Below are 16,804 nucleotides of genomic sequence, written 5' to 3'. Positions count from 1 at the left end.
AGGATGACGACCTCCCTTTTGCAGCACCCTGCCAGCGCCGGCCAGCAGGCGCTGTGGCAGTACCACCAGCTCAACCCAGCCAGCCCGGCGTACAACATGGTCGCCGCCCGCGAGCTGCGCGCCAACCTCGACCCGGCCACCTTGTGCCGAGCGTTCGCACGGGTGGTCGAGCATTGTGAAACCCTGCACTGCGGCTACCGCGAACAGGACGGCACGCTGTTCATGTATCGCCCCGAGCAGGTCCGGGTAAACGCCAGCATCGAGCGCATCGATGGCCTGGACAACGCCGGCGTCGCCAGCTGGATCGAACAACACGCCGACCAGCCGTTCGACCTCGCCGCCGCGGACATCTGCCGGCTCAACCTGCTGCAGAGCGAGGGCCGCCTCTACCTGTGCATGGCCGCCCACCACATCAGCGGCGACTTCCTCAGCGTCGAATGGATGCTCAAGCTGACCTTCGCCGCCTACCATGCCGAACTCAGCGGCGAGCCACTGGAACTGCCCCAGGCCGGGCTGTATTTCGACTGGCTGGCCGAGCAGCGCGAGCTGCAGGCCGAGCATAAGCTCGGCGCGGCTGCCAGCTACTGGCATAAGCAGTTGAGCGGCAGCCCAACCGCACTGACGCTGCCCGCCGACCGCCCTCGCCCACGCACACCCGGCTTTGTTGGTGGCGAGGTCGAGTGCCTGCTCGACCAGGCCCGCAGCGATCAACTGCGCCAACTGGCCGAGGCCCACGGCGTCAGCCTGTACGTCGTCCTCGCGACCCTGTTCCAGGTGTTCATGCACCGTTACACCGGCCAGGACGATTTCCTGATCGGCACCCCGACCATGGACAGGCACAAGGCCCGCTACAAGGAACTCATCGGTTTCACCCTCAACAGCCTGCCGCTGCGCGCCCGTTTCGCCCATGCCCCGAGCCTGGTCGATTGCCTGCGCGACACCGCCCAGCAACTGCGCGAAGCCCTGCGCCATCGCCGCTACCCGGCAGCGCGCCTGCAACAGGAGGTCGCCAGCGGCCCCCTGTTCCACTGCATGATGACCTACATGCCGAGCCGTCGTGACGACGCGTTCACCGACTACAGCGTACGCGAGCACCTGTTCACCCAGCGTGGCGCCGCCAACGAGCTCAACCTGCGTTGGCAGGACGACGGCGAGCAATTGCTGGCGCAGTGGCGCTATCGCAGCGACCTGTTCGATGCCGACCGTATCGCCCGCCTGGCCGAAGATTTCGCCTGGTTCGCCGGCAACGCCCTGGCGCACCTCGACGCCCCGGTTCACCAGTTGCCCGCAGCGCCACCGGCCAACAGCGCGCGCCGCGCCGGCGCCTGCCAACCGCCCGCCTTCGACACCGCCGTGGCCGCCTTCAACCACCAGGTCCGCAGCCACGGCCAACGCACCGCCCTGCGCGATGCCGACGGCAGCCTGAGCTACGCCGAACTGGACCAGGCCGCCAGCACACTGGCAGCGCGCCTGCGTGAGGCCGGCGCCGGTGCCGGCCAGGTCATCGCCATCGCCCTGCCCCGCAGCCGCGCACTGATCACCGCCATGCTGGCCAGCTGGAAACTCGGCGCGGCCTACCTGTGCCTGGACCCTGCCCTGCCCGTCACCCGGCAACGCCAACTGCTCGAAGACAGCGCCGCCAGCGTGCTGATCGACCCCGCCCACACCCTGCATACCCTGGCCGGCAACCCCAGCGCCGCGAGCGGCCAAACGCACCCGCTGCAGCTGGCCTACCTGATCTACACCTCCGGCTCCACCGGCACGCCCAAGGCGGTGCGGGTGACCCAGGGCAACCTGATCCACTACGCCGAGGCCGTGCTCAAGCCACTGGCCCTGAGCCCCGAAGCCAGCCTGACTGCGCTGGCCAGCGTCGCCGCGGACCTGGGCTACACCGCCTGGTTCGGCGCGCTGCTCAGCGGCCGCACCCTGCAACTGATCAGCGACGAACTGGCCAGCGCCCCGGAAGAGCTTGCCCAGTACCTGGCGTGCAACCCGGTCGACTGCCTGAAGATCGTGCCCTCGCACCTGGGCGCCCTGCTCGCCGTGGCCGAACCGCAACGCCTGCTGCCCCGCCAGTGCCTGGTGCTCGGCGGCGAAGGCCTGGACCTGGCCCTGGTCCGACGCATCCAGGCCCTGGCCCCGGCCTGCCGGATCGTCAATCACTACGGCCCCACGGAAACCACCGTCGGCTGCCTGACCCACGCCGTGCAAGACGAAACCCCGAGCCTGTCCGGGTTCGCCCCGGTCGGCCAGCCGCTGGACAACGTCCAGGCCCAGGTGCTCGACCAACACCTCACGCTGCTGCCGCTGGGCAGCATCGGCGAGCTGTACATCGGCGGCGCCGGGGTGGCCGACGGCTACCTGGGCCAACCTGGCCTGACTGCCCGGCAGTTCATTCCCGACCCGTTCGCCGGCCCCGGCCAACGCCTCTATCGCACTGGCGATCGCGTGCGCATGCTGGCCAGCGGTGCCATCGAGTTCCTCGGTCGAATGGACGACCAGGTCAAGATCCGCGGCTTTCGCGTCGAACCTGGCGAGGTCGAAGCCTGCCTGCGCGCCTGCACCGGGGTCCGCGAAGCGGCGGTGCTCGCCCGCACCCTGGGCGAAGGCGAAGCGCCACGGCTGATCGCCTATCTGGTTGCCGAGCCCGGGCTAAACCTTGGCCAACTGCGCCAGCAACTGGCCGAGCAACTGCCCGAGCCGCTGCTGCCAAGCCTGTACCTGCAACTCGAACGCTTGCCCCGCCTGGGCAACGGCAAGGTCGACCGGCACAACCTGCCGCTGCCGGCGCCAGAGCAGCCCGCCGCGCAGCAGCACGACGCCCCGCGCGACCCGATCGAGGCCGTGCTGCTGACGCTGTGGTGCGAAACCCTGGACAGGCCTGCGCTGTCGATCCATGACGACTTCTTTGCCCTGGGCGGCGACTCGATCATGGCCCTGCAACTGATCGCCAAGGCGCGCAAGGCGCAGCTCAAATTCACCCCCAAGCATTTCTTCGCCCACCCCACCATCGCCCGCCTCGCGGCCACGCTGGACTCGCCGCTCAAAGGCCTTGAAGCACAATTGCTGGCGGTCTGGCGCGAAGTGCTGGAGCGCCCGGACATCGGTCGCCAGGACGACTTCTTCGGCATCGGCGGCGACTCGATCATCGCCCTGCAGGTGATCGCCAAGGCGCGCAAGCTGGGCTTGAAGTTCAGCCCCAAAGAACTGTTCGCCAACCCGCGCATCGACGCCCTGGCCCTGCTGCTCAGCCAGCGCCAGCCGGCACAGCCCGCCGCTGCCACGCCGGCGCCGCAAACGCCGGCCAGCCCGTCGGTATCGCTCACTGTCGAGCAGCGCCAGGCTCTGCAGCCCTTGGTTGGCACAACCCTGGAAGACGCCTACCCGCTCTCGCCACTGCAAAAAGGCCTGCTGTTCCACAGCCTGCTCGAAGGCAGCAGCGGGGTATACGTCAACCAACTGCAGGCCGAGCTGCAAGGCCCCCTGGACGCCGAGCGCTACCTGGCCGCCTGGCACGCCACTTTCGCTGCGCATCCACTGATGCGCACGGCGATTCTCTGGCAAGGCCTGGACGAACCGGTGCAAGGCGTGTGCAGTGAACTTAACCTGCCGGTACAACGGCTGGACTGGAGCGCCTTCACCCCGGCGCAACGCCAGCAGGCCCTCGACGCGTACTGCCAGGCCGACCGTGCTCTGGGCTTCGACCCGCAACGCCCGCCGCTGCAACGGGTGGCGCTGATCCACCTCGACGCCCAGCACAGCTGGCTGATCTGGAGCCGCCATCACCTGATCGCCGACGGCTGGAGCTCGGTGATGCTGATGGAGGAGATCCTGGCCCGCTACAACGGCCACGCCGTGCCGTCGCGTCCCCCCTACCGCGACTACATCGCCTGGCTCGCCGCGCAGCCGGCCGAGCACAGCCTGCACTATTGGCAGCAACACCTGGCGAACTTCGAAGGCGTCGGCAGCCTGCCGGCCCTGAACCCGGCCGAACCCACCGCCACCGCGCGCTACCACAGCCGCAGCCTGCGCCTGAGCGAGGCCCACAGCCGCCGCCTGAACGAACTGGGCAAAGCCTGCCGGGTGACCCTCAACACCCTGATGCAAGCCGCCTGGGGCCTGCTGCTGGCGCGCAGCAACAACCACACCGAGGTGATGTTCGGCGTCACCAGCAGCGGCCGCCCGGACGCGCTGGCCGATGCCGGACAGATGCTCGGCGTATTCATCAATACCCTGCCGCTGCGCCTGCAGGCTGCCCCGGGCATGTCCCTGGGCGACTACCTGCAACAGGTCCAGGCGGTCAGCGTGGCCATGCGCGAACACGAGCAGACGCCACTGGCGCAGATCCTCCAGCAGCACCCACGCGGTGCCGGGCTGTTCGACACCCTGCTGGTGTTCCAGAACCTGCCAGCGCTCAGCGAACGGCAGTTGCAAGCGGGCGAGCTGACCTTCAAGGTCCTCGACAACCTCGAGCAGACCAGCTACGGCCTGACCGTCGAAGTACTGCCCGGCCGTTGCCTGGAAGTGCTGTTCAGCGCCGACGCCCAGCGCCTGCCCGCCGCCGCCCTGGAGCGCCTGAGCGATGACCTGCTGAACCTGCTGCAGGCGCTTGACTGCCCGCTGGACACACGCCTGGAGCAACTCACCACGCTCAGCCCGGCAGAGCATCGACAGCTGCTGGACTGGGGGCTCAACCCGGCCGACTACAGCCTCGAACAAAGCTGGGAAGCGCGGGTAGCCGCCCAGGTTGCCGCCCATCCCGAGCGCATCGTCGCCCGCTGTGCCGAACAGTCGCTGACCTACGCCCAACTGTGGCAGCGCTCCGAACGCCTGGCCCGTGGCCTGCAGGCCCTGGGCGCACGGCCCGACCAACCGGTGGCGCTGCTGGCCGAACGCGGCATCGAATGGTTCTGCCTGATGGTCGCCACCCTGCGTGCCGGCTGCGCCTGGCTGCCGCTGGAGCCCTCGCAGCCGCCGGCGCGCTGGCAACAGGTGCTGTCGCGCCTGGAAGAACCGCTGGTGGTCTGCAGCCAGGCCTACGCCGAACCCCTGGCCTCGGTCTACCAAGGCCACCGCGCCGTGCCGGCCGACCTGCTGGAGATGAGCACCAGCGGCATCCTGCCGAGCCAGCCAGCGTGCGCCGAGCAACTGGCCTACGTGCTGTTCACCTCCGGCTCCACCGGCCAGCCCAAAGGGGTGATGGTGCCCCGCGCCGGCATGCTCAACAACATGCTGGCCAAGCTGCAGCCCCTGGGCCTGAACGCCGACGACGTGATCGCCCAGACCGCCCCGGCCTGCTTCGACATCTCGGTCTGGCAGACCCTCACCGCACCGCTGTTCGGCGCCTGCGTGGAGATCATCGGCGACCACCTGGTGCGCGACCCGCACGCCTTGCTGCAACTGGTGAGCGAGCGCCGGGTCAGCCTGCTCGAACCGGTACCGGCGCTGCTGCAAGCGATGCTCGAAAGCCTCGACGGCCAGCCGCTGCCGCTGCCGCACCTGCGCTGGGTATTGCCCACCGGCGAGGCGCTACCGGTGGCCACCGCCCAGGAATGGTTCCGTCATTACCCGCAGATCCCGTTGATGAACGCCTACGGCCCGGCCGAGTGCTCCGATGACGTAGCCTTCCAGCCGCTGTACCAGGCACCCGGCCAAGGCGCCAATGTCGCCATCGGCCGGCCCACCGCCAACAGCGAGCTGTACGTGCTGGGCCACGACCTGCAACCGGTGGCCGCGGGCGTGGTCGGCGAACTGGCCATCGGCGGTATCGGCGTCAGCCGCGGCTACCTGGCCGACCCGGCGCGCACCGCCGCCAGCTTCATCCCCAACCCCTTCGGCGCGCCGGGCAGCCGCCTGTACCTGAGCGGCGACCTGGCCCGCTGGGACGCCGACGGCGTGCTGCAGTACCTGGGCCGCAAGGACTTCCAGCTCAAGCTGCGAGGCTTCCGTATCGAGCCCGGCGAGATCGAGGCGCACCTGGAGCGCCACCCGGACGTGTTGCGCGCCATGGTCAGCCTGCAACACCTGGGCGGCAGCGACATGCTGGTGGGCTACTGGCAGGGCCGCAGCGGCCATCAGCTCAATGACAGCCTGCTGGCCCAGCACGTGCGCGACAGCCTGCCGGCGTACATGGTGCCGTCACTATGGGTCGCCATGGATACCTGGCCGACAAACGCCAACGGCAAGGTCGACCGCAAGGCCCTGCCGCCGCCGTCGTTGCAACACATCGACGTCGAACCGCTGGCCAGCGCCAACGAGCAACTGCTTGGCGAACTGTGGACGGCCCTGCTGCCCGCCCAGCCACTGGGCCGCAACAGCCACTTCTTCGAGGCCGGCGGGCATTCGCTGCTGGCCACCCGACTGATTGCCCGTGTCCGTCAGCGCTGCGCCCTGGAGCTGCCGCTGCGCAGCGTGTTCGAAGCACCGCTGTTGTGGCAAATGGCCGCCCGCCTGGATGCCCTGGCCGCCGAGCCGGCCCTGGCTGCGGCAGGCCCGCAGTTGCTGCCGGTAGCGCGCCAGGCGCACATGCCGCTGTCGCTCAGCCAGCAACGGTTGTGGATGGTCGATCGCCTGCACGGTCCATCAGCGGCCTACAACATGGCCGCCAGCCTGACCCTGGACGGGCCGCTGGACATGCCCGCGCTGCGGGCCACCTTCAATGCCCTGCTGGCGCGCCACGAAGTCCTGCGCAGCAGCTACCAGGACATCGACGGCGAGCCGATTACGCTGATTGCCGAACAGCTGGAGCTGGACGTCACCCTGCGCGATCTCAGCGCAATTGACGACGCCCAGCGCCACCAGGTGGCCGAACAGGAAAGCCTGGACAACCTGCGCCTGCCATTCGACCTGCGCCAGGCGCCACTGATCAGGGCGCGGGTGCTCAGGCTCGGTGAGCAGCAGCACCTGCTGTTGCTGGCCCTGCACCACATGGTCGCCGACGGCTGGTCGGTGGGCGTACTGGTCAACGAGTTCAGCCAGCTGTATGCCAACCTGCGCGAAGGCCGCCAGGCGCCGCTGCCGACGTTGCCGGTGCAGTACGCCGACTACGCAGCCTGGCAGCGCCAATGCCTGCAAGGCGCCGCACTGGAACAGGAAGTCGGCTTCTGGCAGCAGCAGCTGCATGGCGCGCCCCAGGTGCTGGCCCTACCCTGCGACTGGCCACGACCGGCCCAGGCCGACGCCCGTGGCGCCGCCAAAGCACTGGAAATTCCCGCACCCCTGCTGGCACGCCTCGACGCCCTGGCCCTGGCCGAAGGGGTAAGCCTGTACATGCTTCTGCTGGCCAGTTTCGAACTGCTGCTGCACGCGGTCACCGGTGCCGACGACCTGCTGCTGGGCACCGACGTCGCTGGCCGCGAGGAAGCCAACCTCGAAGGCCTGATCGGCTTCTTCGTCAATGTCCTGCCGCTGCGCTCGCGCCGCCTGGCCGGCGAGAACCTGCGCGCGTTCCTCGGCCGCACCCGCGACACCTGCCTGCAAGCCCTGGAGCATCAGGCGCTGCCGTTCGACCGCATCGTCGAGGCGCTGCAGGTTCCGCGCGAGCGCAGCCGCAACCCACTGGTGCAGGCGCTGTTCGTGCTGCAGAACACCCCTGAGGCGGACTTCTCGATCCCTGGGCTCGAGGTGCGCATGCAGCCTGCGGCCGAACGCACCAGCAAGTTCGACATGGCGCTGTTCCTCGAGCGCCACGGCGAAGTCATGCGCGGCGACTGGGTGTATGCCCGCGCCCTGTTCAAGGGCGAGCGCATCGACGCACTGATCGACGCCTGGCTCAACCTGCTGCAGCAAATAGTCGACCAGCCCCACGCAGCCCTTGCCCAATTCACCGTCACGCTGCCCTCCGTGGAGACACCGGCCTTGGCAACACCAGCCCCATCATCCAGCAAGCTAGACAAACTGAAGAAGCTCCCGGCTCGCGCCGCCGCGCCGCGGCCACTGATCCGCACCACGGCGCTGCAACCCGGCCGCGAGTTCCCGCTGCTGATCGAACCCGTGGCCGCGGACCTGGACCCGGTAGGCTGGGCCCAGAGCTCCCGCGACCTGATCGACACCCTGCTGTGCCAGCACGGTGGCCTGCTGTTCCGCGGCTTCGCCCTGGATGACCCGAAAGCCTTCGAAGCCTTTGCCGAAGCCATTCACCCCGGCCTGTTCGGCGGCTATGGCGACCTGCCCAAGAAGGAAGGCGGGCGCAACATCTACCGCTCCACGCCCTACCCGGAGCGGGAAATGATCCTGTTCCACAACGAGAGCTCGCACCTGCCCCGCTCGCCGCGCAAGCAGTGGTTCTACTGTGAACAGCCCTCGCCGGTCGGTGGCGCCACACCAATCGTCGACTGCCGTGAGCTGTACCGTCAGCTGCCGACGGAGCTGGCCGAAACCTTCGAACGCAAGGGCCTGTTGTACGTGCGCACCTTCACCGAGCGCCTGGACGTCAATTGGCGCGAGTTCTTCAAGACCGACAGCCGCGAGCAGGTCGAGGCCCTGTGCCGGGCCAGCAACACCGACTTCCGCTGGCTGGCCAACGACGAACTGCAAACCCGTACCCGTTGCCCGGCGGTGATCCGCCACCCGCTGAGCGGCGAGCGCAGCTTCTTCAACCAGTTGCAGCTGCACCACACTTTCTGCCTGGAGCCCCAGGTGCGTGAAGACCTGCTGAACATGGTCGGCCAGGAGCGTATGCCACGCCAGGTGTACTTCGGTGACGGCAGCCCGATCGACGACGCCAGCATGGCCCTGATCGGCCGTTTGTACGAAGCCTGCGCGGTGCGTTTCGACTGGCAGCGTGGCGACGTGGTGATGCTCGACAACCTGATTGCCGCCCACGCCCGCGACCCGTACGAAGGCCCGCGCAAGATCGCCGTCGCCATGGGCGACATGCATGAACCGGCCCAACTGGCCGCCCGACACAACGCAATGGAACTGCAGGATCAGACCGCGCAATGAACCACACCCAGGATTTGAACCACGACCTCCCCTTGAGCGCCGAACAGGCCCTGGCCGTGCAGCACGGCCGTGCGCCCCTGCACCTGGGCGTCAACCTTGCCGGGCCATTGCAGCCGGGCCGCCTGCATGAAGCCTTGCTGCAGGTGATCGAACGCCACACCAGCCTGCGCGTGGCGCTGCGCCCATCGACCCTGTACCGCAACCTGCGCCAGAGCGTGGTCGCCAGCACCCTCGACTGGCACCTGCTGGACGCCGGGCAGCACGCCCTGGCCGCCCAGCCGCTGGCCATCGACCAAGGTCGCTTGGTGCGCGGTATCGTGCGCCAGCTGGGCGCCGAGCAGTGGCGCCTCGACCTGTACGTCGCCACCTGCGCCAGCGACCGGCTGAGCCTGCAGAACCTGCTCGGCGAACTGGCGTCGCTGTATGCCCAGCCCGCTGCGGTGCTGGAGGAAGCCTTCCAGTACAGCCAGTACGTCGAATGGCGCAACGATCTGGACGCCGACGAGGAAGCCCCCGCCGGGCGTGCCTACTGGGCCGGCCTTGGCCTGGAAAGCCTGGCACCGTTGCGCCTGGCCGGCCTGGGCGAACCTGCGCCGCAGGCCATCGGCAATGCCGTGCAGCACGCCGTGCCCGAGCCGCTGCTGGCACAGCTGCAACAACTGGCCGAAAGCGAAGGGCAAGAACTGGATACCGTGCTGCAGGCCGCATGGTGGACGCTGTTGGCGCGCATCTGCGGTAGCGCCGAGTTCATCGCCGGCTGGCAGCAGGACTGCCGCTTCGACTATGAAACCCTGGCCAACGGCATCGGTGTCTACGAAAAGATCCTGCCCCTGGCCCTGGCGCCAGCGCTCGACCAGCCCTTCAGCACCTGGCTGCAACGCCTGGCCGACCAGCTCGAAGGTCATGCCCAACAGCAGGAGTACTGGAATGTCGCCGACACCACGCTGACCCTGCAGCGTACGGTCGGCTTCAACCTGGTGCGCCACAGCGCAGCGTTCGCCAGCGGCGGTCTGCGCTGGTCGGTCGATACCCTGCCCGGCGTCGATCCGGGCTTCGAGCTGGCGCTGCAGGTAACCCTCGACGCCCAGGGCCAGCTGCAGCCACTGAGCCTGCAGTCACCCACCGCGCAGTACCCCGAGGCCGATCTGCGCTGCCTGCTGGAACAATATGTCCAACTGCTCGAAACCCTGGTCGAACAGCCGCGCCAGCGCACCCTGCGCGAACTGCCACTGAGCCCGCCTGCGCATCAGCGCGTGCAGCAACAGCTGCGCGGCCCGCAGCGTGACTATGGCAGCCGCCCGCTGATCGAGCGTCTGGCCCACTGGGCGCAGCATTGCCCCGACGCCCCGGCTCTGATGGCCGCCGAGCAGACCCTGAACTATGCCCAGCTGCATGCCCAGGTCGAACACCTTGCCGGAGTGCTGCAAGCGCGTGGCATCGGCCGCGGCGCCAACGTCGCGCTGCTGCTGCCACGCTCGGCCGAGCTGCTGCTCGGCCTGCTCGCCGTGCTGCGCGCCGGCGCCGCCTATGTGCCGCTGGACCCGGCCTGGCCACAGGCGCGCGTCGAGCGGATCCTCGCCGACGCCCAACCGCAGCTACTGATCGGCGGCCCGCAGGGCAGCGCCCTGGCCGAACTGCTCCAATCCCCAGCCGCCGCAGTGGCCGACAATGACATCAGCCTGGCCGATGCCGCCTACCTGCTGTACACCTCCGGCACCAGCGGCGAGCCCAAGGGCGTGCTCATCGAGCACGGCCAACTGCTCAACTACACCGCGGCGGTCAGCGAAGCGCTCAGCCTGGAGCAATGCCAACGTTTCGCCCTGATATCCTCGGTGGCCGCCGACCTAGGCAACACCACCCTCTACGCCGCACTGTGGACCGGCGGTTGCCTGGTGCTGGCCGACGACCAGGCCAGCCGCGATGCCGCCGCCTTCGCCCGCTACCTCGAAGCCGGGCAGGTCGACTGCCTGAAGATCGTGCCCTCGCACCTGGCGGCGCTGCTCGAAGGCCAGCCGGCCTGCAGCCTGCCCCGCGTGCTGATCCTCGGCGGCGAAGCCTGCCCCGGCAGCCTGCGCCAGCGCATCGAACAGCTGGCACCCGAGAGCCGCGTGCACAACCACTACGGCCCCACCGAAACCACCGTGGGCGTGCTGTACAGCCTCGAGCAGGGCTACAACCCACGCGCCCCGCTGGGCCTGCAGCACGCCCTGGCCAACACCTGGGTGCGCCTGCTCGAAGCCACGCCGACCGGCCTGCAACCCGCCCCGCTCGGTGCCCTGGCCGAGCTGTACATCGGCGGCGCCCAGGTCTGCCGCGGCTACCTGAACCGAGACTCCGACGCCTTCATCGACGACCCGCTGCAACCCGGCCAGCGCCTGTACCGAAGTGGCGACCTGGCACGCCTGTCGGCCAGCGGCCAGCTGCAACTGGCAGGGCGCAGTGACCAGCAGATCAAGATCCGCGGTTTCCGCGTCGAGCCCGGCGAACTGGAAGCGGCCCTGGCCTGCCTCGAAGGGGTCAGCCAAGCCGTGGTGCAGTACCGCGACGGCAAGCTGCTGGCCTATGCCGTCAGCCAGCGCGACAGCGCCACGCTGCTCGGCGAACTGCGCGGGCGGCTGCCCGACTTCCTGATGCCGGCCCACCTGCTGTGCCTGGCCGCGCTGCCACGCCTGGCCAACGGCAAGGTCGACTTCGGCGCACTGCCGAGTGCAGACAGCCAGGCCAGCGAGCGGGTCGAGTTGCCACCGCGCGATGCCCTCGATGCACTGCTCGTCGACCTCTACAAGGAACTGCTCGAACAGCCAAGCCTGAGCATTACCGACAGCCTGTTCGACCTCGGCGGCCATTCATTGATCGTCATCAAGCTGTGCACCCGCCTGCGCAGCCTGCTGCAACTGGAAGTCGCCCCGGCGCTGGTGTTCGACCACCCGAGCGTGGCCGCACTGGCCGATGCCCTGCGTGCCCAGGAGAGCTCGCCAGGCAAGCTGCTGAAGGTCACCGAGCTGCGCCGCATGCTGGCGGCGATGTCGCCCGAAGAGCGCGCCGCCCTGCAGGCCCGTGCCCAATCCGCCGCCACGCCAAGGAGCTGAAGCCATGCAACTCGACCCCCAGCAACTGGCCGCGCGAATCGCCAGGCTCGCCCCGGAAAAACGCCAAGCCTTCGCCGCAGCCCTGGCCGCGCAAGGCTTCGCCCTCAGCCGCTTGCCGATCGTCGCTGCCAGCGAAGCCGGCCCGCACCCGCTGTCGTGGGCGCAGCAACGCCTGTGGTTCCTGCATCGCCTGGACCCCTCCAGCAGCGCCTACAACATGCCGGCAGCCCTGCACCTGCGCGGCCGTCTGGACAGCGCGGCCCTGCAACGCAGCTTCGACCAGTTGATCGACCGCCACGCGATCCTGCGCAGCACCTTCGATGAGATCGACGGCCAGGCCCGCCAGACCGTCCACGCCCAGTTGCCGATGCCCTTGACCCAGGTGGACTTTTCGGCGCTGCCCGCCGAGCAGCGGACCGAGCGCCTGCAACAGCTGATCGACAGCGAGAGCAACCGCCCCTTCGACCTGCGCCAGGCGCCGCTGCGCGGCCTGCTGGCGCGGCTCGACGCCGATGAGCACGTGCTGATTCTGTGCGCCCAGCACATCGTCGCCGACGGCTGGTCGCTGGGCATTCTGGTCAAGGAACTGACCGCCCTCTACAGCGCCGCCCTGCAAGGCCGCGACAGCGACCTGCCGGGCATGCCGATCCAGTATCACGACTACGCGGTCTGGCAGCAGACCAGCCTCAGCGACAGCGCGCTGGCGACCGACCTTGCCTACTGGTGCGAGCAGCTCGGCACTGAGCAGCCCACCCTGGAGCTGCCTACCGACCACCCACGGCCCCGGCAGCCGAGCGGTCGCGGCACGCGCCACTCGCTGCACATCGACGCGGCACTGTGCCAGGCCCTGCGCGAGCTGGCCCAGGCCCGCGGCACCACGTTGTTCAGCGTGCTGCTGGGCGCCTTCAACGTGCTGCTGTACCGCCTCAGCGGGCAGACCGACCTGCGCGTCGGGGTACCGGTGGCCAACCGCACCCGGGTCGAGACCGAGGGCCTGATCGGTTGCTTCATCAACACCCTGGTACTGCGCTGCCAGCTTGATGGCCGCCAGCCCTTCGACGCCCTGCTCGACAGCATCGAGCACACCCGCCGCCAGGCCCTCGCCCACCAGCAGCTGCCCTTCGAGCGGCTGGTCCAGGCGTTGGAGCCTGAGCGCCAGCTGCAGCACTCCCCGCTGTTCCAGGTGATGTTCAACCTGCTCGACGGCAAGACCCCACGCCGTCTGCAATTGCCCGGCCTGGACATCGACGAGATCGAGCGCGAGCAACTGAGCGCGCAGTTCGACCTGGTGCTCAACGTCGTCGAGCGCAGCGACGCCCTGGAAATCACCTTCACTGGCAACGCCGACCTGTTCGAGCCCGCCACCCTGGCAGCGCACGCCCACAGCTACGCCACCCTGCTGCACAGCCTGGCGCAGGCGCCCACTGCACGCATCGCACAACTGCCGCTGAGCAGTGCCGAGCAACAGCAACGCCTGCTGGCCGACTGCCAGGCTTCGCTGGCACTCGGCCCCTTGCCGGAGCTGGTGCACCTGCGCCTGGCCGCGCAGGCGGCCAAGCAGCCCCAGCGCATCGCGCTGATCCACGACGACAGCACCTGGAGCTACGCCACCCTGCAGCAGCACGTCGAGCTGATCAGCCGCCACCTGCTGGCCCTGGACCTGCCCGCCGAAGCGCGCATCGGCCTGTGCCTGCCGCGCGGTCTGGACATCGTCGCCGCAGTGTTCGGCACGCTCAATGCCGGGCTGACCTTCGTGCCGCTGGACCCCCAGTTCCCCGGCGAGCGCCTGGCGCACATGATCGACGACGCCGATATCCGCCTGGTGCTGGTCACCCCGCAGACCGAGGCCGTGATGGCACCGTACCAGCGCCCCTGCCTGGACGTCACCCGCCTGGACGCCAGCGCGCCAGCGCTGGTCGGGGTGCCAAGCACACGCCCGGTACATCGGGAGCAGTTGGCCTATGTGATCTACACCTCCGGTTCCACCGGAAAACCCAAGGGCGTGGCGGTCACCCACCGCTCCCTGGCCGGCTACAGCGAAGTGGCACGCGCCTACTATGGGGTCGAGGCCGACGACCGGGTACTGCAGTTCTCGACCTTCAACTTCGACGGCTTCGTCGACCAGCTGTTCCCGCCGCTGGTCTGCGGCGCGGCCCTTGTGGTGCGCGGCCCAGAATTGTGGGACAGCCGCGAATTCCATGCCCGCCTGTACCGCCACCGGATCACCGTCGCCGCCTGCCTGACCACCGCCTACTGGTTCCAGTTGGCCCAGGATTTCGCCCTGCAACCGCACGCGGCCTACGGCGAGCTGCGCCTGGTCAGCGTCGGCGGTGAAGCGATGCCCAGCGCAGGCCTGGATGCCTGGCGCAAGGCCGGCCTGGCCGCGGTGCGCCTGCTGAACATCTATGGCCCCACGGAAATCACCGTGGTCTCCAGCATCCAGGACTGCAACGCGCTGCTGCAGCACGACCCGCTGCCACTGCAACTGCCGATCGGCGCCCCCCTGCGCGGGCGCGCCTACTACCTGCTGGACCGCGACGACAACCTCACGCCAGCGGGTGTCCCCGGCGAACTGTGCATCGGCGGCGAGCTGCTCGCACGCGGCTACCACGACGTGCCCGGCCTGACCGCCGAGCGCTTCTGCCCCGACCCCTACGGCCCACCGGGCAGCCGCATGTACCGCACTGGCGACCGCGCCCGGCGCCTGGCCGACGGCACCTACGAGTACCTCGGGCGTATCGACCAGCAAGTCAAGCTGCGCGGCTTTCGCATCGAGCTGGGCGAGATCGAGTCGCGCCTGCGCACCCACCCGCTGGTACGCCAGGCCCTGGCGCTGGTGCGCGAGGACCGCCCCGGCGACCGCCGCCTGGTGGCTTACCTGGTGTACCACGGGCCAGCCCCGGACACCGCCGAACTGCGCCAGCACCTGGCCAAGCAGTTGCCCGACTACATGGTGCCCGCAGCGTTCGTCGCCCTGGCGCAGATGCCCATGACCCCCGGCGGCAAGCTCAACCGCGCCGCCCTGCCGGCGCCGGACTACAGCGCCCAGGGCAGCAGCCAGCGGGCACCGCAGAGCGAGCGCGAGCAGCAGTTGCTGGCACTCTGGCAGAACGTGCTGGGGCAGCAGGCGATCGCCATGGACGACAACTTCTTCGCCATCGGCGGCCACTCGCTGCTGGCCGCGCAACTGGTCGCCCGCATCCGCCTGGAGCTGAACCTGGAACTGCCCCTACGCAGCCTGTTCGAGGCACCGACCATCGCCCAGCTGGCAGTGCTGCTGGATCACGCCGAGCCCGGCCGCCAGGCGCCGATCACGCTGGCCGCGCTGCCGGCCGCTGGCCGCCGGGTGCTGTCCCATGCCCAGCAGGGCATGTGGCTGGTACAAGCCATGCAGCCGGACAGCGCGGCCTATCACATCCCCAGTGCCGCGCGGCTGCTTGGCCGGCTCGACCTATCCGCTCTGCGCCAGGCCTTCCAGCAACTGGGCCAGCGCCACGAAGCGTTGCGCAGCAGCTTCCACGAACAGGACGGTGCCCTGCATGTCACCGTGCAGGACACTATCGAGCTGCCGTTTGAGCGCCATGACCTCGGCCAGGTGCCCGAGGCCGAACGCGAAGCCCACGCCAAGCGCCTGCTGATCGAACTGGCGACGCGCCCCATCGACCTGCGCCAGGCACCGCTGCTGCGCCTGCACCTGGTCCGCCTGGACGACCAGCAGCACCTGCTGCTGCTGGTGATGCACCACATCGTCTCCGACGGCTGGTCGATGGGCGTGCTGGTACGCGAACTCAGCCAGCTCTACAGCGCGGCCCTGAACGGCACCGCGGCGAGCCTGCCGGCGCTGCCGATCCAGTACAGCGACTACGCCGCCTGGCAACGCCAACAGCTGCACAGCACCCAGCAAACCCACTTGGGCTATTGGCAACAGGCCCTGGGCGAGCCCCTGCCGCCGCTGGAGCTGTTCAGCTATCGCCCGCGCCCGCAAGTGCTCAGCGGCCTGGGCGCGCGGCTGTCGTTCCAAGTTGCCGCGGCCCCGGCCCAAGCGCTCAAACAGCTGTGCCTGAACCACGGCGCCACGCTGTTCATGGGCCTGCTGGGGGTGCTGCAACTGAACCTGTACCTGCACAGCGAACGTACCCAGGCGGTGATCGGCACCGACGTGGCCAACCGCGAGCACAGCGAGACCGAAGGCCTGGTGGGCTTCTTCATCAACCAACTGGCACTACGTGGCGACGTTTCCGGCAACCCCAGCTTCAACAGCCTGCTGCAACGCCTGCGGCCTCAGGTGCTGGAAGCCTTCAGCCATCAGGCGCTGCCGTTCAATACCTTGGTGGAGGTACTCAACCCACCACGCAGCCTGGCCTGCAACCCGCTGTTCCAGGCCAAGCTGGTGCTGCAGAACCATCCGGACGGCGCGCTTGAGCTGCCGGGCCTGACGGTCGCGCCCGAACGCATCGAGCACGGCCAGTCGCAGCTGGACCTGCACCTGAGCGTGGAAGAAAGCCAGGGCAGCCTGGCCTGTACCCTGAAATACAGCACCGACCTGTTCGAAGCCCACAGCGCCGAAGCCTTTGCCGGCGCCTTCGTGAGCCTGCTCGAACAGTTGGTGGCGGCCCCTGAAGTACCGGTGGACACGGTCGTCGAACCGCTGCGCCGCACGCTTCAGGAACAACGCATGCAGCACGTGAGCGCACGCAGCGAACAGAGCCTGGCCCGTCTGGGCAGCAGCCGTCGTCGCACCCGCATCAGCACCGACTCTATGGAGGGATAAG

Annotated in this window: 2 protein-coding genes and 1 pseudogene; all 3 read left to right on the top strand. The window is 68.9% G+C overall.

The window, feature by feature from the left end; translation table 11 throughout:
- Window positions 1–3 precede the first annotated feature (3 nt).
- Window positions 4–8,943 (top strand): non-ribosomal peptide synthetase, encoded by an 8,940-nt coding sequence (locus OGV19_RS05220; protein WP_264312437.1) that lies wholly within the window; start codon window positions 4–6, stop codon window positions 8,941–8,943.
- Window positions 8,940–12,032 (top strand): amino acid adenylation domain-containing protein, encoded by a 3,093-nt coding sequence (locus OGV19_RS05215; protein ID WP_264312436.1) that lies wholly within the window; start codon window positions 8,940–8,942, stop codon window positions 12,030–12,032. Before OGV19_RS05220 ends, OGV19_RS05215 begins: the two co-directional genes overlap by 4 nt.
- Window positions 12,033–12,036: 4 nt before the next feature.
- Window positions 12,037–16,803: pseudogene (locus OGV19_RS05210) on the top strand (non-ribosomal peptide synthetase); the annotation flags it as partial.
- Window position 16,804 lies beyond the last annotated feature (1 nt).

Source organism: Pseudomonas putida, from assembly GCF_025905425.1.
Classification (GTDB): Bacteria; Pseudomonadota; Gammaproteobacteria; order Pseudomonadales; family Pseudomonadaceae; genus Aquipseudomonas; species Aquipseudomonas putida_AF.
Note: the sequence above shows the minus strand (reverse complement) of the source record. Positions and strands in the feature narration are given on the sequence as shown.